Raw genomic sequence first — 19,097 nt, forward strand, 5'->3', positions numbered from 1 at the left:
CGGAGCAACCATGACTGAACTAGCAAAAAGCGGCCAACGCCCGACCCTCTACGAAGTTGAACTGCCGGTGACCATTGTGGTCGGCCGCACCACCCTGTCGCTCAACGATCTTGCGGACTGGAAACCGGACAGCGTCGTCTCCCTCGACGCCAAATCCGACCAGCCGCTGGAATTGTGCGTCAACGGAAAAGTGGTGGCGACCGGCGAATTGTGTGAAGGCGATCAGGGCCCTGATTCGTTGGCCATTCGCATTCTCGATATCAAACAGGACGCAGAAACAGCGTGAAACGTCTAGCCTCCGCATTGATTGTTCTGGCGCTGGTTGGTGGGAGCGCTCTGGCGCAGACCGACCCGGCGGTCGATCCGGCGAATGCGGGGCAGATTGTCGATGCTCTGGGGATTGAAGGATCGTCTCTTCGCGGAGAGATGATCCCTCTTATCCTTCTTGTCTCTGTCCTCAGTCTCGCGCCGGGCATCATCATGATGATGACCTGCCTGCCACTGATGGTCATTGTCTTCTCGTTCCTGCGCCAGGCGATCGGCCTGCAGCAGTCGCCGCCCAGCATGATGATCATGTCGCTGTCGCTCTTCCTCACTTTCTTTGTGATGGAGCCTGTCTTCATGGATGCGTGGACCGCCGGCATCGCGCCCTATCGCGAAGGCACCATCACCGAAGCGGATGCGTTCCAGCAGGTGATGATCCCGTTCCGTGGCTTCATGGAAATGCGTGTCGACCCGGCGACGATCACGGCGCTGTCTGACAGTATTCCCGGTCGCTGGGACAATCCGGGTGCAGAAGGTGCACCCCTGTCCCTCCTGATACCGTCCTTCATGCTGTCTGAAATCAAGACAGCGTTTCAGATCGGTTTTGCCGTTTTCCTTCCCTTCCTCGCGATTGACCTCGTGGTGGCCGCCGTTCTGATGGCAATGGGGATGATGATGGTGCCCCCGGCAGTGGTCTCACTGCCCTTCAAACTAGCGTTTTTTGTCATGGCTGACGGCTGGACCAAGCTGACGGCCGCCCTGTTGCGAGGCTATGCAGGATGAATACCGAGGCAGCAAAAGTACCGTCCGGCCAACTGACCACAAGCGACCAGCAAAAGCAGCTCGCCCTCCCCTCCCGCACACCCGCGCAGAAGGCCGCGGCCGTGCTCGCGTTGCTTGAGCCCGATACGCTGCACGCTCTCGCGGGCAAACTGCCCGATCACCACAAAGAGCGCCTCGTCCATTCGCTCCGTGCCCTGCGCAGTGTGCCCCAGGATGAACAGCGCGCCATTGCCAAGGAATTCGCCCAGCGCCTCGCGCGGGAGCAGAAGGCCGTCCGCGGTGACGAAGAGACCATCGACCGTGTCACCAACTCCCTCTTCCTTGAAGACATTGGCGAGGCGAAGACAGCGGATCTCTCCGAGCTGCTCAGCCAGATGAACACGGAAGAGACGATCTGGCAGAAAGTTGCCGGATTGCCGATGAAGAAGCTGACGGCGTTTTTTGAGAACAAGCCGGCCGCCATTCTGTCCATTGCCCTTCGCCAGCTGCCCGAGGAAACCGCGAGCGAACTGGCGGGCATTCTGGGCGTCGACATGGTCACCGATGGCATCGTCCAGATTGCGACGACGGGCGCGGTCAATCCGCTGGCGCTCGAAGCCGTTGAGGAGCTTGTCGAAAAGACCCTGCTGAACAAGGGGGATGACCTCGAAGAAGCGAGCGGCGGTGGCGGTCAGAATGCCGACAAGGTTGCGGGTCTTCTGAACCGCATGACGTCAAGCCGCCGGGAAACCGTTCTTGAAGCGCTACGCAGTGAACTGAGTGATGACGATCTTGCTGAGATCGCCGCCAAGGTTCTCAGCTTTGAAGCTATCGAATACCGCCTGCCCCGCAACGCCATTCCTGTGGTGTTCCGCGAATGTCCTGAGAAGGAGCTGCTGACAGCCGTCAAATATGCGCTCGACCAGAACAATTCCGTGGGCGAGTATCTGCTGCGCAATATCTCCCAGCGCCTCGCGGCCCAGTATCGCGAGACCATGGAGAGCATGGGCGAGATTCAGCAGGAAGTGGGCGAGAAAGCGCAATCGACCATCATCTGTCGTGTCCTCGAACTGGCAGAAGAAGAACGGGTCGTTCTTCTGGCCCCAGAGGATGATCCGACAGCATCATAAGGCCCCTTCCCCGGAGCACAGCACAGACAAAAAAGAGGCGGCCCTTGAGCCGCCTTTTTCGTGTTGCCGTTTCGTTGGCAGGGTGATTATTGCAGGATCAGGTCGGCGTGCAGCGCACCGGCAGCCTTCATGCTTTTCAGAATGTCGATGATCTCACGCGGCGTCACGCCCAGCGAATTCAGTGCCGTGACGAGATCCGACAGCGACACGGTGTCCTCTACCAGCGCGACATTACCCGTCGGGCCCTGATCAACTGAAATACTAGTCCGCGGCAGAACGGCCGTCCGCCCTTCCGAGAACGGACCTGGCTGTGATGCCGTCGGCGTTTCTGCGATGGCAATAGACAGATTGCCCTGGGCAATAGCGACGGCAGACAACCGAACTTCATTCCCCAGCACAATCGTGCCCGAACGCTGATCAATCACAACACGCGCTGGCAGATCGGGTACGAGACTGACGGTTTCAATTTCACTCAGGACGCGGGCGGGATTGACGCCGGCATCGAACCGCAGACGGACGGTCCCCGGGTCAGTCATCAAAGCGGCACCCGGACCAAGCCGCGCATTCAGCGCATCTTCAATCCGCGATGCAGTTGTAAAACTGGGTGTTTTCAATGCCAGATCAACGCTGGTCAGAGAGCCGAAGGCAAAATCGACTTCGCGCTCAACCCGCGCGCCGCCGGAAATCGTGCCTGTCGTTGGCGTGCCTTGTGTAATACTGGCGGCGTCTCCCTCAGCGCGGAAACCGCTGATCAGAACGGGCCCTTGGGCCACGGCATAGACATCGCCATTGGCCGCGGTCATTGGCGTCATGACCAGCATGCCGCCGGTCAGGTCGGTGGCGTCGCCAATCGATGCGACGGTCACGTCAATCTGGGAGCCCGACCGTGCGAATGGTGGCAGTGAGGTGGTGACAAGCACCGCCGCTACGTTATCGGGCCGGAAATTCTCATCCTGAACGTTCACGCCCAGGCGCTGCAGCAGGCTGGCCAGCGCTTCCTCGGTATAGGGCGAATTCCGGATCGTGTCGCCCGTGCCGTTCAGACCGACGACAAGGCCGTACCCGATCAGATCGTTGCCCCTGACCCCCTCAACCGTCACAAGGTCCTTCAGACGCACCTCACCCGCTTGTACCGGCGAGAAGATCATCAAAAGCCCTGCAAGGGCGGCGATCAGTTTATGTGTCACCGAATGTAATCCGTAAACGTAAGCCGCGCCAATCGCGCCGTTACAGTATACGCTGCTTCGAGCTGCGCTTCTAGTGTCTGTACACGTGTTGCAGCCTCTAAAGCGTCCACACCGATCAAATTATCGCTTGTTTCGGTCAGGATAATCTTTTCCTGCGCATTGATGTCGAGATTTTCCTCGATCATGCGCTGCTGGCGGCCAATATCCGCCTGAAGAGCAACCACGGCGGACTCGCCGCGACCCAATTGCTGGACCGCCTGCTCCGCCCAGTCAAAGTCAACGCCGTCCGGAATGAATGCCAGACGGGCGAGGCCTTCAAGGGTGTCCTTGAACGCTTGATCATCGGCACGAATGCCGTAGTCCACGACCGAACCATTGGACAGCTCAACCGATGCGGCAAAACCGCTGCCGCCCTCGTAAATATCGGTTTCAAAGCCACCGCCTGGTGCGAAATAGTCCGCGATCGCCGTGTTGATCGTCGCCGCATCGGTCGCGCTGCCGATTGCCGCTTCCAGCCCTGCCAGCAGAGCTGCCGGCTTGGCCATGGCATCATTACTGACTTCATCGCCAGCAAACAGGCTGCGACCGCCGTGGCGCGTGTTCAGGAACGTCATGACCGCTTCGATGTTGGAGCGCGCAGTCGCTTGAGTCTGCGTACGACCGACCTCGCCGGTCTGCAGAAGGTTCTGCACCGCCTCCGTCGAAAATCCGTCGAGTACGGAGCGAACGGAATCAAGTGACACCGACGTCTGCGCGAGGCGATTTTCAGCCAGACCCAGACGGCCCTTGGCTGCATCAATATCAACAAGCGCCTTGCTGACGAGATTGTACTCTCCGACCCGATCCGCGAGAGCACGCGAAGGGTTTGCCTTCTGGCCGGTTACCATCTCCGTCGAGGCCTGTGCCAGCTGTTCGCGGGCCAGGTTGACGACACGGTAGAACGAAGAAAGTCGGCCTGCATCAGGATATGTAGAAATCATCAGATAAGCCCCATCAGTTCATCAATCATCTGCCCGGCAATCTGGATGACGCGGGCATTTGCTGCGTATGCCTGTTCTATAAGGAGCAATTGTTGAAGTTCCGTATCCGTATCAACACCAGTGGCCGCAAATTCTGCTTCTGTTGCGGCTTCAGCACGCGTTGAAGCGAAAAGTGAAGATTCGGAATAATCACGTTCCTGGAAGCTGATGTTCGATGACATGTCCGCTGCCAGCTCGGATGCACTCCGTGTACCTGATGTTGCCAGCGCACCAATGGTCGTACGTTGACTTGTAAAGGCGCTGATATAGCGGTTCAGTTGATCGCCATTGCCTGTCGCGCCAGGAGATGTCGCGCCAATACCGTCCCGCAGACGATAGGTGGCCCCGCCTTTTTGCGGATCGACGGCAGCATTGATCTGCAGCGAGTTGGCGATACCCAGCGGCACACCGGTTGGCGGCGTCGTGGTGCCATCGGTGAAAAGACCTGATTGCCCAGCCGTCTTCGTCGGATCCACGGTATCATCCGCAAACCGATTGATGAGATCTGTCGCCAGAGCGTCAAGCTGGTCCTGGAAATCAGGCAGAATTGTATCGCGGACTTCGAAGAGACCGGCGAGTTCACCGGACCGCGTCTGCTGGCCTGCGCCACCACCCGGCGTGATATCGACGCCATTGATGCTGAGACCAGAGAGCGGCGAACCAAGTGTCTGGGTGCGACCGACATTGCCCGCCGGCGTAAAGTCCAGATATTGGGCCCGTTCGGTCAGGAGGAAGGCACCGCCATCGGTAATCAAATTGATCCCGTTGTCGCGAATTTGCATCGTGACCGGAATTTTCTCGTTGATCGAGTTCACCAGACGCTGACGCTCGTCGATAACTTCTGGTGTCGTCTTTGATGCCGGCAGCGCGTTCAGCTCTTCAAGGCGCTTCAAGGAGGCATTCACCTCTTCAACGGCCAGTCCGATCTGCCGGTCTGCTGTCGCGCGCTGCTGGTCTGCGGCCCGCGACATGTTTTGTATATTGGTGGCCAGAGCCCGTCCCTTGTCGACAACGCCGCGCAGAAGAAGATCGGATTCCGGTGTCGCCGCCGCATCGCGAAGGGCGTTCTCAAAGTTGGCATAAAGGCTGAACAAGCCATTATCCGCACCGGGTTCGCCAACCAGTGTCATGAGTTTCTCGGCCGCCGATGCGCGGGTCGATGCAAACGAGCTGTCGGCATCGAGACGCAGGCGTTCGGTCGTCAGAAATTCGTTCGTGACGTTGCTGATATTGGCAACGCGCACGCCGTTGATCGATGGACCGACGCGACGCTCTTCGACGGTGACCACGCGACGCGTGTAACCATCCGTATTCGCATTCGCGATATTTTCCGCCGTGGCCCGAGCGCGGATGGATGCCGCGGTCAGGCCGGAAGTGGCGATGGAGAGCGTGCTTGAGAAACTCATGTTTTAATCACCGAATGATGTTGGCGGTCTCTTGGAGAATTTCATCAACGGTCTGAATAATCTTCGCGTTGGATGAATAGGCGCGCTGGGTCTCGATCAGGCTGGTCAGCTCTGATGCGATGTCCGTGGTGGATTCCATAAGGGCAAAGCCTTGAATTTCACCAACAGGGCCGTCACCGGCATCCCAGAAGTACACGTCGCCACTTGACTGGCTCAGACGATAGGACTGGGAATTCGCTGCGAGAAGACCGTTGGGGTTCGGAACGTCAGCGACAGGGATCTTGTAGATCGTCCGGCGGTAGCCAGTGTCATAAATGGCCTGAACATTGCCGCCCGCATCGACTTCAACGGTCGACAGGTTGCCGACAGCGGAGCCGTCTTTAGTCAGGTTGTAAGGCGCAAAGTCATTGGCATACTGCGTAATACCGGCGCGGTCATTTGGACGACCAACGAACACCTGAACCGGACCGCTTGGCAGATCGACAGTGATCTCACCTGTCTCGTCGCTATAGGTCAGGTTGTTGGTGACGTTGTTGATTGCACCGCCATTGGACTGGGTATCGAGGAAGTCAACGTCGAAGCTGGAGACGCTGACTGGTGTACCAGTCGAGTTGTCAAACAGCTCAACATTCCAGGTATTGGATGGCGAACCGGAAGCCGGCACCGTCGGCGTGAAAACACCGGTCATTGTCTGTGAGCGACCAAAATTGTCGAAATATTCGATCGACAGCTCATAGGTCGCACCAGAACCATCGGCGCTCGTCGCATCGGCTGGCAGGTTGACGCCAAGGCCGATATTCTGGGTCGGCGTTGATTCATATTGAGATACGTTGACGCGAACAGCCTCAAGATCAGCACCGCCCTGGCGGGAGATCGAGCCCAGTGCGCCTGTCCCATCGACGGGCCAGCCCATCAGGAACAGACCGCTTGGGGTCCGCAGATAGCCATTCTCATCGGCGCTGAAGGAACCGGTAGAGGTCAGCAGCAGCTCACGATTGGTGGCCTGAGGATCAGCACCCGCACGATCCGTGACGGGGAGGAAGCCTTGACCGGCGACGGCAATATCCGTCGCGTTGCCGGTGGAGACGAGCGAGCCTTCTTCATCGACCTGAGTGTAGGATTGAACGCGAACACCGCCGGCCGAATAAGAATTCGTGGTGCTTTTGATGACCATGGACTGGAAGTCCGTGACCTTGCGTTTGTAACCGTAAGTATCTGAATTCGCGATGTTATCCGCGATAGTGCCGAGCCGGGCCGAATTGGCCGACAGGCCCATCACGCCAGCATTCAGAGAAGAAGATATCGTCATACGAGCGCTCCTGCATTGTAAACGTCTTGGAGCGATGATGACGAAACTCGGTTAATGCATCCTTATAAGAAGGCTAAAACCTGAGATAAATTATCTCAGTTGGCTTGGCGTATCGTTTATTGATGCCGAACTGGTCGCGCGCGCTTTCGACGGATCGAGCAGAACAATGGCAATGCGGCGGTTGATCGGGTCATTTGGTCCCTCGCCGATCGGCTCACGGTCGGCCCGACCGGACACTTCCCTGATCTTGCGCGGCATGACTCCGGCTGCGATCAGCATCCGTCTCGCCGTATTGGCGCGATCAGCGGACAGCTCCCAGTTCGTGTAGCCCTGATTATTCGCATAGGCGACGCCATCGGTGTGCCCCGTAATCTTGATCGCGGCACCGGTCTTCTCGACCGCAATTGCTGTGGCGGCGATAAGCTTGTTGAGGTCATCAGAAGCCATTGCCGACCCGGTCCCAAACAAGGGCTTGCCCGCGACATCGACGAGCTCGATCAATGTGCCTTCTTCTGTCTCGGTGACGCGGACGCGGCCTTCGGCATCCGTAATGCCCGCCTGTTCTGCAATCTTCGCGATTTCCGCCTTCAGGTCTTCGGTCGCGGGAATGACGGTATCCTGACGGATCGCCAAATAGTCATTCGACTGCGAGAAATTTTCCTCCGTCAGAACACTGTCGCCGTTCAGGGCATCGGTTCCGCCACCGGAAACGGCGGCGATCGGAATGGATGGATTGAAATAGTCGGCCAGACCTTTGCGTTGCTCTTCGGTCGTGGCATTCAGCAGCCACATGAGCAGGAAGAACGCCATCATGGCGGTCACGAAGTCGGCATAGGCGACTTTCCAGGCGCCGCCATGGTGGCCGGCGGCCTTGATGACCTTTTTCCGTTTGATGATGATCGGTGCTTGATTAGCCGACATGGTTAGCGTCCCAAAAACTTTTTACGCGGTAATCAATATAGTCACACTTGTGTAAATCCCCCTTTAACCCCCCTCGCGAGAAAAGCGTTTTCTGACGGAGGACGAATCGTGACGGCAGATAGCGGTGCGAAAGCATTACGACGGTTGGTAGAACACCCATTGCGGATCCCGCAGCATTTGCGCGGTGTGGCCGATAGCCTGACAGATCTGGGTGAGCCCCTGGGCGAGGTGGTGACTGAATTTATTCGCAAACCGGTCGAGGTCTCTTTGCCTCTGCTGGCGCGTATCATGTCGCCTGTCCCGCAGGAGGACGGCAGTCGCAGCTTTGACTGTCACGTGGTTGATGGGGCGCCCGCCATGCGGCTGATCCTGTCTCCGGAAGAAGGCGCAACGCTGGCGCGTCAGCTTTTTGCGCGGGATATGGACGAGCCCGTTCTGCTCACCTCCATCACGCAGGGCTTTGCCTCCCGCATGGCCATGGCCCTGATCATGGAAAGCGGGGCTGCGTATCAGCCACCGAAGCTAATCAAGTCGCCCGCGACGCCGTTGAGTGACCTTCCCGTTCTCAAGATCGAATATGGCTTTGCCATTCCGGATGGCTCCCGCGTGTCCATGACCGTGGAACTGGCGCGTCCCTTTACAGATTCCATCGCCCGGCCGCCGACACGCGTGCCGCAGTCGACAATCGACCAGACGCCGTTTCCAATTGTCGCGGTTCTTGCCGATCAAATGATGCGCCTGGCCGCTCTGGACGACCTGCAGCCCGGATCTGTCATCCAACTGGATGAGGCTTCTGTCGAAAAAGTCGACCTTCGGGCGATCACACCATTCAATTCGACCTCACTGGCCAAAGGCGTCATGGGGGCAGAAAAAGGCATCCGCTCAATCCAGATCCGGGGCGAAGGGTCGATCGACACCGCAGCGATGCAGCCGCCGGCCAGTGAGGCGGAAAGTGCCGACGACGATTTTGACCTCGGTATCGACATGAATTTTGCGCAGCCTGCGCTCGGCTAATTCACGCGTCGGTCTTTTCTTTCGCCTGACAACGGCTTATCGGTGCCCGCATTCCAAGAGTTGAGGGACACCATGCCGCATTTCAGCGAACTGACGCCGCGCCCAGCCGATGCCCTGCTCGGCCTGATGGCCGCCTATCGGGCCGATCCGCGCACGGACAAGATTGATCTCGGGGTTGGCGTTTATCGCGACCAGACCGGTAACACACCGGTCCTTGCTGCGGTCCGCGATGCCGAGCGCCGTCTCGCCGAAACCCAGACCACCAAGGTTTATGAAGGGCCACAAGGCAATCTGGCCTATTGCGAAGCCATTCAGACCATGGTGCGCGGCAGTGATCCGAGCGGCTGCGCAATCACCTTTGCTACCCCCGGCGGCACGGGCGGTCTTTCCCTTGGCATGTCGCTATACCGGCGGACGCGTGAAAACGGCCGGGTATGGATCAGCCGCCCGACATGGCCCAACCACCAGCATATTGCACAGACCGTGGGCCTTCAGGTCGGCAGCTATGGCTACGCCGACGCCACTGATCCGGGCGTGGATCTGGATCGGATGCTGTCCGACCTTGGTGAGGCAAAGCGCGGCGACATGGTTCTGGTTCAAGGCCCCTGCCACAACCCCACCGGCATTGATCTCAGCCACGATCAATGGCTGACGCTTGCAGACTTTTGTCAGGAAAAGGGCCTGCTGCCCCTGATCGACACCGCGTATCATGGCTTCGCCGCGTCCCTTGATGACGATATTGCGGGCGTTCAGGCGTTCTTGCAGAAGTGCGCTGACGTGCTCGTCGTCTATTCCTGCTCGAAGAATTTCGGTCTTTATCGTGAACGCTCTGGCGCGCTGATCGTCCAGACCGATGACGAGAAGTCGCTCGAAGCCGTCCGGACCCATCTCGCCGATGTGGCGCGCGCCATCTATTCCATGCCGCCTGCCCACGGTCCCGCGATCGTTGCGACGATCCTCGGCGACGCCGATCTTCGCAAGGCGTGGACGGAGGAGCTGGCCTCCATGCGCACACGGATGGTTGAACTGCGACGCCAGCTGGCCGCCGCCCTGCAGCCACGCTCGAACAGCTATGACCCGGCGGTTCTGAACGCTCAGAACGGCATGTTCTCACAGCTGCCATTCGTCGAAGGCGGTATCGCCGAACTGCGCGAACGCGGCCTCTACATTCCTGGCAGCGGCCGGCTCAACATTGCTGGCCTGGTCAGTGAGGACATTGATCGGGCAGCGGCGGAAATGAGCGCCTACCTCTAGGCCTCAGACGGCCTCGAAAAGCTGGACGGAGAAATAGTCTTTTGCATCCGTCCAGCTATCAGCCACGCGCCAACCCGTCCGGGCGGCCATGGCGCTGATCTGATCGAGACTGAATTTGCGGGAATTCTCCGTGTGGATGGTCTCGCCCTTGGTAAAATGGATCGTCTGGTCTGCGAGATGGACGTCCTGATCCTTCACACTGACAAGATGCATTTCAATCCGGGATTTTTCATCGTTCCATCGAGCTTCGTGCTGGAAGGCCTCCAGATCGAAATCGGCATCGAGTTCTCGGTTGATCCGCCGTAAAATATTGAGGTTGAAGGCAGCGGTGACCCCCTGTTCATCGTCATAGGCGGGGACCAGTACGTCTTCGCTCTTCCGCAGATCAACGCCGATCAGGAGCATACCATTATCGCCCAAGGTCCGGCGCGCATGGCGCAGGAACCGATCAATCTCGTCATCAGACAGATTGCCGACCGTCGAGCCCGGGAAAAAGCCCACACGACGCCCGGCACCCTCGCCGCGCGGCAGGTCGACCGGGGACAGGAAATCGCCGACCACCGGCGTCACCTGCAGCGTCTCATAATCTGCCTCGAATTGGCGGGCAGTATCATCGAGATAGGCGGACGACACATCGATGGGTACGTACAAGGATGGATCTGACAGCGCATCGAGAATGAGCCGCGTCTTGATCGACGACCCGGCACCATATTCCACCATGACCGCGCCCGGCCCCACATGGTCAGCAACGGCAGACGCACACGCCGTCAGGATCGACCGTTCCGTACGCGTTGGATAATATTCGGGAAGCTCGGTGATTTCTTCAAAGAGGTGCGAGCCTCTTTTGTCATAGAGCCAGCGGCATGGCAGGGATTTCTGCGGCTCGTTCAGGCCGGTCAGCACATCAGCCAGAAACGGATTTTCTGGCAGTCGCGTCTGGTACGTCATTGTCATAGGTCTTTCGCAAGGCGCAGGCCGGAGAACTGCCACCGTTTGTCAGGATGGAAAAAATTGCGGTAGCAGGCGCGGATATGATGGCCCGAGGTGACGCAGGAGCCGCCGCGCAGCACCATCTGCCCGCTCATGAACTTGCCATTATATTCGCCAATTGCGCCCGTCGCAGGCTTGTATTTCGGGTACGGCACAAACGGGCTGGCGGTCCATTCCCACACATCACCGAACATGCCGCAAAGACCATCTGTATGCGAAGTCTTCTGGGCCTTGGGCCGTAGCCGTCCGCTTGGTGCAAAATTGCCCTCAGCCGACCGTCCGCGCGCTGCATGCTCCCACTCAAATTCTGTTGGTAGCCGCGCACCGGCCCAGCTGGCGAACGCATCCGCCTCGTAAAAACTCACGTGACAGACGGGGGCATCGGGATCGACGGGCTGTGCGCCCTTCAGGGTCATCGTCCACCATTCGCCATCGCGCTGGTGCCAATATTCCGGTGCCGTCCAGCCCTGCGCCTGCCGCGCGGCATATCCGTCAGACAGCCAGAGCGATGGTTCGGCGTATCCTCTGGCCTTGATGAACTCGATCCACTCACCATTGGTGACGGCTCGGTTCGCCAGCTGAAAATCACCAAGCAGCACATCGTGGCGCGGTCCTTCGCAATCGAACGCGAATTCCTCGCCGTCATTGCCAATGCTGACCTGCCCTCCCCGCACCGTCACATAGTCAACCGGCGGCGCGTCACTGCTGTCGAATGAAAGTGGTTCTGGGGCGCGATAGGCAGGCAAAAGCGGATTTTGCGCAAAGAGGTGAAGGATGTCCGTCAGGAAGAGTTCCTGATGCTGCTGCTCGTGGGCCAGGCCGAGGGTGACCAGCGCCGACAGCTCCTCATCGGGATCGGCCAGCAGCGCCTCCATGTACGCATCCACATGCGCCCGGTAGTCGAGCACTTTCTCAAGGGCGGGACGGGTCAGCAATCCCCGCTTGGGTCGCGCATGCCGAGGGCCAACCGCGTCGTAGTAGGAATTGAACAGATAGCCAAAATTCTCGTCAAACAGGGCATCCTCACCCAGGCGCGGCAGGACGATGAAGGTCTCGAAAAACCAGGTCGTGTGCGCGAGATGCCATTTGGCGGGACTTGCGTCCTCCATCGACTGGGCCGTGGCGTCCGCATCGGACAGCCCCTTGGCCATGTCACGAGTCACCTGCCGCACATGACGAAACGCATCAATGAGAGACGCAGTATGCTGCTCCAGCGGGTGGTGATTGACACTCATGGCTCGTCTCCTCCCGCCTCACGCACCCTGCCGGGGCCTCCGCGCGGTTTCGAAAGACATAGGTCAAGGACGGCGGGCGTCCACGTCGGGACGTGCATTTTGCTGGGCCATGACGGCCGCATTTCAAACGCTGTAGGAAGACTGGAGCGGGTAACGAGAATCGAACTCGTAACTAAAGCTTGGGAAGCTGCCGTGATACCTTTTCACCATACCCGCTCGGGCCGCCGAAAATCGTCGATCCCACCGGCCATGTCAACTCAAAGAAATTGATTCCTGCGTCACCTTTGCAACCCCACTGGCGAATAGAGCGTAGTTGACTATGGTACGCAGTTCGTTCGCAGAAAGGATGATGCATGGCAGATGGTGCAGTCGCCCTGAAATTCTCAGATCCCCACACGACCGCCAAGGGCGAGGACCGCGCCTGGGTTCCCACGACAACGCTGCGGACGCTGTGGCTGAACACAGGAACGCTGTGCAACATCGCCTGTGAGAACTGTTATATTCAGTCCACCCCCACCAATGACGATCTCGTCTATCTTCGCCGTGAAGAGGCTCTGCCCTATCTGGACGAAGCCCTGACGATGGGCACGCAGGAGATCGGTCTGACGGGCGGCGAGCCCTTCATGAACCCCGATTGCATTGGCATCATCATCGATGCGCTTGATCGCGGCTTTGAAGTCCTCGTGCTGACCAACGCCATGAAGCCGATGATGCGCCCCCGGATAAAAGAAGGACTGCTGGGGATCCCCCACGACCTTCGTGACAGGCTGACGCTCCGTGTATCGCTCGACCACTACACGGCCGCTCTGCATAATGAGGAGCGCGGACCGGGCGCGTTCGATATCGCCGCAGAAGGCCTTGCATGGCTGCGCGATAACGGGTTCCGCATGGCTATTGCCGGCCGCACCATGTGGGGGGAGGACGAAGCCGCTTCCCGCAATGGCTATGAGACATTGATCAGCGATCTGTCTCTGCCCATTGATGCGACAGATCCCAAACAGTTGGTGCTGTTTGCCGAGATGCGCGCGAAGGACGATCCGCCGGAAATCACCACCGCCTGTTGGGGCATTCTGGGCAAGTCGCCTGAGCAGATCATGTGCTCTTCATCACGAATGGTGGTAAAACGAAAAGGCGCCGCAGCGCCGGTCGTACTGTCCTGCACATTGCTGGCCTATGACAGCCGGTTTGAAATGGGCCGCACCCTGAAAGAAGCGGCCCGTCCAGTGTCACTCAATCACAAATGGTGCGCTACATTCTGCGTCCTTGGCGGATCGAGCTGTTCCTGATCCGATCAGGCGCCTCTCAGGAAGTCCATCTTGCCCAAAGGCACGCCGCAGCTGCGCAGGATGCCGTAAGCGGTCGTTGTATGGAAATAGACGTTCGGCAGGATCATGTTCTGAACATAGGCATGGCGGCTGAGCGTCATGTTTTCCTTGCCCACTGGAAAAGTGATGTCTGCTGACGGATCGGCATCGAGGGCATCGGTGTCCAGGCCCTGAATCACTGCATGGGCTTTGCCGACGCGTTCGATCAGTTCGGCAAAGCTTTTCTCATCATCCGTAAACGATGGAATATCAGCGCCAGCAAGGCGGGAGAGACCGCGCGCAGCAATGTCGCACGCAATCTGCGGCTGGCGGATCATTGGCAGCATGTCAGGCACAAGACGCCAGTTGAGGTAGACGCTCTCATCAACGCCTTTTTCAGCGGCGTGGTCAGCCGCTTTCTTTAGCATGTTGGTCAGCGCGCCAAACATCTGGCCGGTCGCCGCATGGGCAATCTGGGATAAAGTATAAGTCATGGACAGTCCTCCGCGACCCGCTTCTGGGTCGGGTGGCGGCTTGCGCGCAGGGGCTCAAGACGTCAACACGAGGGATGAAATAGGCCCGGAGAGATTTTGTGATGAAGGACAACCAGCGCGGCGCGGACGGCCACGAGATCGCCCTTGAGGCACGGCAGGCCACTGACGACCGACTGCATTCGCCTTCCGTGGCCCGCAATTGGGGGCCGATCGTTGAGGCGTTTGGAGAATTGATGCCGGTGGCGGGCCACGTATTGGAGCTGGGATCCGGGACCGGTGAGCATGCGGCCCGACTGTGCGTCGCCTATCCGGATCTGCGCTGGCAGCCGTCCGACCCCGACGCCACATCAAGACGCAGTATTGCGTCTTGGGCCAGCTCCATTCCTGATGGCCGAATGGCCCCGCCTCTGGACATAAGGGCGGATGACACATGGTGGACAAGTCAGAAGGGGCCCACGCCAGACGCTATCGTATCGATCAACATGATTCATATTGCGCCCTGGGCCGCAGCGGAGGGGCTTTTTCACGGTGCCGGGCAGGTCCTTGCCTCTGGGGGCCGCGTCTTTCTCTACGGCCCGTTCAAACGCCATGGCGCAACTGCGGAGAGCAATCTGCGCTTTGATGCGGACCTCAAACGCCGCAATCCGGATTGGGGGGTGCGGGATCTGGACGCGGAGATCGCGCCGCTGGCCCACGCGGCGGGCTTCACGCACATGTCCGTTCGGGACATGCCCGCGAACAATCTGTCCGTGTGCTTTGTCAAAGACTGATGGTCAGGTGAACTGATAGAACCGGACGATGCTGTCGCCGAATACCCGTTCATCGACCAGGATAATGCCAGCCAGGTCGGCAGCGGCCTCCGCTTTGCCCTGCTCAACAACGGCCAGCGCCCCCGGCGCCATCCAGCCACCGGCGACCAGTTCACTCAATGCAGGGTCAACCAGATCCTGCCCATAAGGCGGATCAAGAAAGGCGATGGTGAACGCCTCGCCCAGGCCGCCGGGCTTGGCCCCGAGACTGGTGGCAGAGCGCCGATGGATCCGCGTCGCGCCGTTCAACTGCAACGCCTCCTGATTATCTCTGATCGCGCCGCGTGCGCTCGCAGCCGTCTCGACGAAAAGGCAGAAGCTGCCGCCGCGGGACATCGCCTCAAACCCCAGCGCGCCGGAGCCCGCGAACAGGTCGATGATCCGAACGCCTTCAAGCTCTACATCGTCCCTGTGCATCAGGATGTTGAAGACCGACTCTCGCGTTCGGTCCGTTGTCGGCCGCGTACCGGTACCCTTGGGCGCTACGATAGGCCGTCCCTTGAACTGTCCGCCCACAATCCGCATCAGATGAGGCCCAGCTCGGCAGCACGCTTCTTGCCCAGCTGATCGACGAGCTGCCTGCGCGGCACCTCCTCCACCTCGCCCCGCTTCAGGTTACCGAGCTGGAACGGGCCATAGGAAAGGCGGATGAGCCGGTTCACCTGCAGCCCCAGATGGCGACAGACATTCCGGATCTCGCGGTTCTTCCCCTCATGGATCGAGATGGTCAGCCACACATTGCCGCCCTGTACCTGGTCCAGCACCGCTTCGATCGGGCCATAAGAGACCCCTTCGACGGTGACGCCATCCTTGAGGCGATCAAGCTGGCTCTGGGTGGCGCGGCCATAGGCCCGCACACGATAACGCCGACGCCAACCGGTCGACGGCAGCTCGAGAAAACGCGCCAGTCCGCCGTCAGTCGTGAGAAGCAGCAGGCCTTCTGTATTGAGGTCGAGACGTCCGATCGACACTACCCGAGGCAGGCCCGGTGGCAGGGCCTCAAAGACGGTCGCCCGTCCCTGCGGGTCTTTGTGCGTCGTCACCAGGCCCTCCGGCTTGTGATAGCGCCAGAGCTGGATCTGCGCCTTGCCGCCGACCCGTTCGCCATCAAAGCGGATATCATCTGCCGCCGTGACCTTGGTCGCCGGTGTGCGCACAGTCTGACCATTGACCGTAATACGGCCCTCGCCGATCAGCTTTTCGGCATCGCGGCGTGAGGCAATCCCGGCATGTGCCAGAAATTTGGCAATTCTTTCACCATCCTGCGGTGATTTCTGTGTCTCTTCAGTCATGACGCTGCCCTAGGCGCAATTTTCCTTTTTGCGCAAGAAGACTATTTCCATCACTGCAGCGCCACGATTGGCGATTATATGATGAAAAGATCACGTGTCAGAACACGCGATCGGCGTTACATGTGGACTGTCCGTTGGGGCGGCTTGAGAACGAGGATTGAAATGAAGAAGTTTTTGATTGGCGCCGTTGCTGTTACCGCTTCGCTGGCAATGACGGCCTGTACGACAACAGATCCCTACACAGGGGAACGTAAAGTCTCCAATACTGCCAAAGGCGGCGCCATCGGCGCGGTTGCTGGCGGCGTGATCGGCGCCATCGCTGGCGACGATGAAGCAGCCCTTGCCGGTGCGGCAGCGGGCGCAGCTTTGGGCGCAGGCGTTGGCAACTACATGGACCGTCAGGAGCAGGAGCTCCGTCGCGAGCTCGCCTCGACAGGTGTTCGCGTCCAGCGCAATGGCGACAATATCCGCCTTATCATGCCGGGCAACATCACCTTCCCGACCAACCAGTCATCGGTTCGGCCTGAGTTCTACGCGACGCTGAACTCGGTGAGCAAAGTGCTCGAGAAGTATAACCGCACAAGCGTGCTGGTTGAGGGGCACACCGACAATGTGGGTGCCGATGAATACAACCTCAACCTGTCAATCGCGCGCGCTGAATCCGTTGGCCAGTATCTGGCCGATCAGGGTGTTGCCATACCGCGCATCCGCGCCCTTGGTTATGGCGAAACCCAGCCGATCCAGTCCAACGCGACGGATGAAGGCCGGGCCCAGAACCGCCGGGTGGAAATTCAGCTGAGCCCTGTTCAAAGCTGATCTGCCGGTTCACAGCTTTTGGAAAAGGCGCCCCGCGGGGCGCCTTTTTTGCTTTAGTGTCCATCAACTGAAATAGCAGCGGTAGTAAGGCTCTTTTACAGGCTTACAAAACATCACCACACCCGGCACGAGCTCGCCCCTATATGCCTCAATGTCCGTTTCGGCGGATATTCGGCTATAATCACCAGACGGATCATAAACGAAAGCGATATATTTGTCGTAGAATTCCGGGTGGTAAAAGGCGATACGTTTCGCATCAACGTTCACGCCACAATAACGAAAACCCTGACAGATTTCTTCTGCGGAAGCGCCAGATTCCATCCGCTTTACAGCTTTCTCATAGGCCCCCGACCTCGCCTCAAATATGAGCCGGTCAATAGGATCGGTGGCAAAGTGCCCGAAATAAGCAATGCTGAAGAAAAGGGCGAAAGGCAACAGACCTAACCACCACCTTCTTCTCATCCGAAGGCCGCCCAAAATTAATCCGATTGCCGCTATCAAGACCCAAGTCGCAAGAAGTGGCATTGCAAGAAAAAACCACAAGGGTTCGAACCAGTAGCTCAGGGCGCTACCGGCGGCGGCCACAAGAAAAGTCATCACGGTCAGAATGGTCAATAACCAGGCCCAGACTCTGAGCAATGAGGGGCCTTTTGCCGCCGCTGTCTTTTGCAATGTCATGCCCAGATAAAGACTGGGCTTTGCAGCGAAAATGCGGCGTATCTAAGCTCATGCTCGAGAGACAACCGAAATTACTCCGTGCCCGCCTCACCAGCGACAAGCCCATGACACGGCGCAACGTCGTCACTTTCTGGGTTGGACGTATAGAGCGGAAATAAATTTATGCCTTTGGGCCAGTATCCTCGTTCTTCTGTCCAGGCTTCGGCATAAGCCAGCTTCTTGTCGATCGCACGACGACACTCATCGCTCAGAACGCCATCAAGCTTCGCACTTACGGGGCCAAGTTCGCGGTGCCCCAAACGCTTGGCCGCCTCGACCATATAATAGGCGACGACCGTGGACTCGATATCCTCGCCGATTTTATCGTGCACATCCCAAGCGCAGTCAGCAGCGGTTTTGGACGAGGCACCGGCGATAAGCGCACAATGATTTTTCGCATTGTCGTCGCCATATTGGATCTCCGCCCAAAGCGCCCGCATCTGCTCAGGATCATCGCTAGGGTATTCCATGAAATCAAAATCGAGCAGAATACTTCGTCCAATGTCGTCGAACCGGGTTCGTGGTGTCCGTAGCATCAATTTTTGAGCGATGCCGAACATACGCCGCGAACAGTCATTATAGTGAACCTTCAACAGATCGCGCATTGCCTTTGTCGTTGGATGATCCGGCGAGATTGCCGTCCGCAGAAAGCTATCGTTCGGGTAAAATACTTCAGCATAGCCAGAGTAGCGATAGGCACGTGCCCAGCCGCACTGCCAACGCCAATCCGCTGCTTGACGAATACCCTCCTGCGCATACTGATCATCAAACAGCTGCAACTGATCCCACGTCACCTTCATATTGTGAAAGCGGCTGAAGCGAGTGGGTGACGTCATCTCCATGTCATCGGCGTATGTGCGCAGATACTGGGCATAGCCATTCGTCGTATTGGACGTGACATCAGCGCCCGAACTTTCGCCTGACCGGTTTTTTTGACACCCCTTCCCGTCGAAGACATCAGCGATGCGCCGCCACGCTTCAGGATCATTCGTCAAAAACGCCAGATCAATGAGGAGCATGGCGCGGTCGCAATCCCCCGCGGCCACCGCCTCTTCATAGGCGGGCACCCAGTCGGGCGTGCGCCAGTCCTTTGGCGCAAGGAGCCAATAGGCGAACCCAACCGCCAGCGCCAAAACCACCACCCCCAGCAAATATCTACGCATGCCCGCCCCCC

The 19,097-nt window shown here is 58.7% G+C and carries 20 protein-coding genes and 1 tRNA gene; 8 read left to right on the forward strand and 13 right to left on the reverse strand.

The genetic code is table 11. The annotated features are described in order from the left end of the window. Nucleotides 1-10: 10 nt before the first annotated feature. From RUI03_RS11125 to RUI03_RS11135, 3 genes are read left to right on the forward strand one after another with little or no spacing between them, the layout of a single operon-like run. Entirely contained in the window at nucleotides 11-286 is a 276-nt protein-coding gene (locus RUI03_RS11125) for a FliM/FliN family flagellar motor C-terminal domain-containing protein (protein WP_317287534.1), read from the forward strand. Then, nucleotides 283-1,047, forward strand: coding sequence for a flagellar type III secretion system pore protein FliP (fliP, locus tag RUI03_RS11130; protein WP_317287535.1), 765 nt, complete (start codon nucleotides 283-285; stop codon nucleotides 1,045-1,047). Before RUI03_RS11125 ends, fliP begins: the two co-directional genes overlap by 4 nt. After that, nucleotides 1,044-2,156 (forward strand): FliG C-terminal domain-containing protein, encoded by a 1,113-nt coding sequence (locus tag RUI03_RS11135; RefSeq protein WP_317287536.1) that lies wholly within the window; start codon nucleotides 1,044-1,046, stop codon nucleotides 2,154-2,156. The genes fliP and RUI03_RS11135 overlap by 4 nt, the downstream gene beginning before the upstream one ends. Before the next feature lie 86 nt (nucleotides 2,157-2,242). On the opposite strand, the gene RUI03_RS11140 is transcribed toward RUI03_RS11135, so the two are convergent. The 5 genes from RUI03_RS11140 to RUI03_RS11160 all read right to left on the reverse strand — a co-directional run bounded on the left by RUI03_RS11140 (nucleotide 2,243) and on the right by RUI03_RS11160 (nucleotide 7,998). Next, nucleotides 2,243-3,304 carry a flagellar basal body P-ring protein FlgI gene (locus tag RUI03_RS11140; protein ID WP_410795944.1) on the reverse strand — a complete coding sequence of 354 codons (1,062 nt, stop codon included), beginning with the start codon at nucleotides 3,302-3,304 and terminating at the stop codon, nucleotides 2,243-2,245. Between the two features lie 35 nt (nucleotides 3,305-3,339). Then, nucleotides 3,340-4,323, reverse strand: a complete 984-nt coding sequence (locus RUI03_RS11145) for a flagellin (protein WP_317287538.1) — start codon at nucleotides 4,321-4,323, stop codon at nucleotides 3,340-3,342. Beyond that, a complete protein-coding gene (flgK, locus tag RUI03_RS11150) occupies nucleotides 4,323-5,768 on the reverse strand; it encodes a flagellar hook-associated protein FlgK (protein WP_317287539.1) in 1,446 nt (481 codons plus the stop codon). Before flgK ends, RUI03_RS11145 begins: the two co-directional genes overlap by 1 nt. A gap of 7 nt (nucleotides 5,769-5,775) precedes the next feature. Next, nucleotides 5,776-7,077 carry a flagellar hook-basal body complex protein gene (locus RUI03_RS11155; RefSeq protein WP_317287540.1) on the reverse strand — a complete coding sequence of 434 codons (1,302 nt, stop codon included), beginning with the start codon at nucleotides 7,075-7,077 and terminating at the stop codon, nucleotides 5,776-5,778. A gap of 90 nt (nucleotides 7,078-7,167) precedes the next feature. Continuing rightward, nucleotides 7,168-7,998, reverse strand: a complete 831-nt coding sequence (locus RUI03_RS11160) for a flagellar motor protein MotB (protein WP_317287541.1) — start codon at nucleotides 7,996-7,998, stop codon at nucleotides 7,168-7,170. 108 nt (nucleotides 7,999-8,106) lie between these two features. Between RUI03_RS11160 and RUI03_RS11165 the strand changes: the two genes are divergently transcribed. Both RUI03_RS11165 and RUI03_RS11170 read left to right on the forward strand, forming a co-directional pair. Then, a complete protein-coding gene (locus tag RUI03_RS11165) occupies nucleotides 8,107-9,012 on the forward strand; it encodes a FliM/FliN family flagellar motor switch protein (RefSeq protein WP_317287542.1) in 906 nt (301 codons plus the stop codon). Between the two features lie 72 nt (nucleotides 9,013-9,084). Next, entirely contained in the window at nucleotides 9,085-10,266 is a 1,182-nt protein-coding gene (locus tag RUI03_RS11170) for an amino acid aminotransferase (RefSeq protein WP_317287543.1), read from the forward strand. A 3-nt stretch (nucleotides 10,267-10,269) separates the two neighbouring features. Here the strand turns inward: RUI03_RS11170 and egtD are convergent, their stop codons facing one another. The 3 genes from egtD to RUI03_RS11185 form a co-directional block, all read right to left on the reverse strand. Continuing rightward, on the reverse strand, nucleotides 10,270-11,214 hold the full coding sequence (gene egtD / locus RUI03_RS11175) for an L-histidine N(alpha)-methyltransferase (protein WP_317287544.1): 945 nt from the start codon (nucleotides 11,212-11,214) through the stop codon (nucleotides 10,270-10,272). A gap of 2 nt (nucleotides 11,215-11,216) precedes the next feature. Beyond that, nucleotides 11,217-12,491: an ergothioneine biosynthesis protein EgtB gene (gene egtB / locus RUI03_RS11180; protein ID WP_317287545.1), complete on the reverse strand. Its 1,275-nt coding sequence runs from the start codon at nucleotides 12,489-12,491 to the stop codon at nucleotides 11,217-11,219. 142 nt (nucleotides 12,492-12,633) lie between these two features. Then, nucleotides 12,634-12,707, reverse strand: a tRNA-Gly gene (locus tag RUI03_RS11185). A 137-nt stretch (nucleotides 12,708-12,844) separates the two neighbouring features. Here RUI03_RS11185 and RUI03_RS11190 point away from each other — a divergent pair. After that, complete coding sequence (locus RUI03_RS11190) at nucleotides 12,845-13,777, forward strand: radical SAM protein (RefSeq protein WP_317287546.1); 933 nt, start codon at nucleotides 12,845-12,847, stop codon at nucleotides 13,775-13,777. A gap of 5 nt (nucleotides 13,778-13,782) precedes the next feature. Here RUI03_RS11190 and RUI03_RS11195 read toward each other — a convergent pair whose 3' ends face one another. Next, nucleotides 13,783-14,289: a DUF1993 domain-containing protein gene (locus RUI03_RS11195; protein WP_317287547.1), complete on the reverse strand. Its 507-nt coding sequence runs from the start codon at nucleotides 14,287-14,289 to the stop codon at nucleotides 13,783-13,785. Nucleotides 14,290-14,390: 101 nt separating this feature from the next. Here RUI03_RS11195 and RUI03_RS11200 point away from each other — a divergent pair, with 101 nt between their 5' ends. Continuing rightward, the gene (locus RUI03_RS11200) at nucleotides 14,391-15,059 is read left to right on the forward strand and encodes a DUF938 domain-containing protein (RefSeq protein ID WP_317287548.1); all 669 of its coding nucleotides are present in this window, start codon (nucleotides 14,391-14,393) and stop codon (nucleotides 15,057-15,059) included. Between the two features lie 3 nt (nucleotides 15,060-15,062). Here RUI03_RS11200 and rsmD read toward each other — a convergent pair whose 3' ends face one another. Together rsmD and RUI03_RS11210 are read right to left on the reverse strand one after the other, a co-directional pair. Continuing rightward, nucleotides 15,063-15,623: a 16S rRNA (guanine(966)-N(2))-methyltransferase RsmD gene (gene rsmD / locus RUI03_RS11205; protein ID WP_317287549.1), complete on the reverse strand. Its 561-nt coding sequence runs from the start codon at nucleotides 15,621-15,623 to the stop codon at nucleotides 15,063-15,065. Further along, nucleotides 15,623-16,390 (reverse strand): pseudouridine synthase, encoded by a 768-nt coding sequence (locus RUI03_RS11210; protein ID WP_317287550.1) that lies wholly within the window; start codon nucleotides 16,388-16,390, stop codon nucleotides 15,623-15,625. Before RUI03_RS11210 ends, rsmD begins: the two co-directional genes overlap by 1 nt. Before the next feature lie 162 nt (nucleotides 16,391-16,552). Here RUI03_RS11210 and RUI03_RS11215 point away from each other — a divergent pair, with 162 nt between their 5' ends. Further along, nucleotides 16,553-17,206 carry an OmpA family protein gene (locus RUI03_RS11215; protein WP_317287551.1) on the forward strand — a complete coding sequence of 218 codons (654 nt, stop codon included), beginning with the start codon at nucleotides 16,553-16,555 and terminating at the stop codon, nucleotides 17,204-17,206. A gap of 63 nt (nucleotides 17,207-17,269) precedes the next feature. Here the strand turns inward: RUI03_RS11215 and RUI03_RS11220 are convergent, their stop codons facing one another. Together RUI03_RS11220 and RUI03_RS11225 are read right to left on the reverse strand one after the other, a co-directional pair. Next, entirely contained in the window at nucleotides 17,270-17,878 is a 609-nt protein-coding gene (locus tag RUI03_RS11220; RefSeq protein ID WP_317287552.1) for a hypothetical protein, read from the reverse strand. A gap of 77 nt (nucleotides 17,879-17,955) precedes the next feature. Beyond that, the gene (locus tag RUI03_RS11225; protein ID WP_317287553.1) at nucleotides 17,956-19,086 is read right to left on the reverse strand and encodes a hypothetical protein; all 1,131 of its coding nucleotides are present in this window, start codon (nucleotides 19,084-19,086) and stop codon (nucleotides 17,956-17,958) included. Nucleotides 19,087-19,097 lie beyond the last annotated feature (11 nt).

The organism is Parvularcula sp. LCG005, assembly GCF_032930845.1.
GTDB lineage: Bacteria > Pseudomonadota > Alphaproteobacteria > Caulobacterales > Parvularculaceae > Parvularcula.

Coding starts and splice junctions, on each gene's coding strand:
- RUI03_RS11140 (WP_410795944.1), bottom strand. CDS start 3,304: ATGATCTTCTCGCCGGTACAAGCGGGTGAGGTGCGTCTGAAGGACCTT.
- RUI03_RS11195 (WP_317287547.1), bottom strand. CDS start 14,289: ATGACTTATACTTTATCCCAGATTGCCCATGCGGCGACCGGCCAGATG.
- RUI03_RS11145 (WP_317287538.1), bottom strand. CDS start 4,323: ATGATTTCTACATATCCTGATGCAGGCCGACTTTCTTCGTTCTACCGT.
- flgK (WP_317287539.1), bottom strand. CDS start 5,768: ATGAGTTTCTCAAGCACGCTCTCCATCGCCACTTCCGGCCTGACCGCG.
- RUI03_RS11210 (WP_317287550.1), bottom strand. CDS start 16,390: ATGACTGAAGAGACACAGAAATCACCGCAGGATGGTGAAAGAATTGCC.
- egtB (WP_317287545.1), bottom strand. CDS start 12,491: ATGAGTGTCAATCACCACCCGCTGGAGCAGCATACTGCGTCTCTCATT.
- RUI03_RS11215 (WP_317287551.1), top strand. CDS start 16,553: ATGAAGAAGTTTTTGATTGGCGCCGTTGCTGTTACCGCTTCGCTGGCA.
- RUI03_RS11225 (WP_317287553.1), bottom strand. CDS start 19,086: ATGCGTAGATATTTGCTGGGGGTGGTGGTTTTGGCGCTGGCGGTTGGG.
- egtD (WP_317287544.1), bottom strand. CDS start 11,214: ATGACGTACCAGACGCGACTGCCAGAAAATCCGTTTCTGGCTGATGTG.
- RUI03_RS11125 (WP_317287534.1), top strand. CDS start 11: ATGACTGAACTAGCAAAAAGCGGCCAACGCCCGACCCTCTACGAAGTT.
- rsmD (WP_317287549.1), bottom strand. CDS start 15,623: ATGCGGATTGTGGGCGGACAGTTCAAGGGACGGCCTATCGTAGCGCCC.
- RUI03_RS11135 (WP_317287536.1), top strand. CDS start 1,044: ATGAATACCGAGGCAGCAAAAGTACCGTCCGGCCAACTGACCACAAGC.
- RUI03_RS11160 (WP_317287541.1), bottom strand. CDS start 7,998: ATGTCGGCTAATCAAGCACCGATCATCATCAAACGGAAAAAGGTCATC.
- RUI03_RS11190 (WP_317287546.1), top strand. CDS start 12,845: ATGGCAGATGGTGCAGTCGCCCTGAAATTCTCAGATCCCCACACGACC.
- RUI03_RS11170 (WP_317287543.1), top strand. CDS start 9,085: ATGCCGCATTTCAGCGAACTGACGCCGCGCCCAGCCGATGCCCTGCTC.
- RUI03_RS11155 (WP_317287540.1), bottom strand. CDS start 7,077: ATGACGATATCTTCTTCTCTGAATGCTGGCGTGATGGGCCTGTCGGCC.
- RUI03_RS11200 (WP_317287548.1), top strand. CDS start 14,391: ATGAAGGACAACCAGCGCGGCGCGGACGGCCACGAGATCGCCCTTGAG.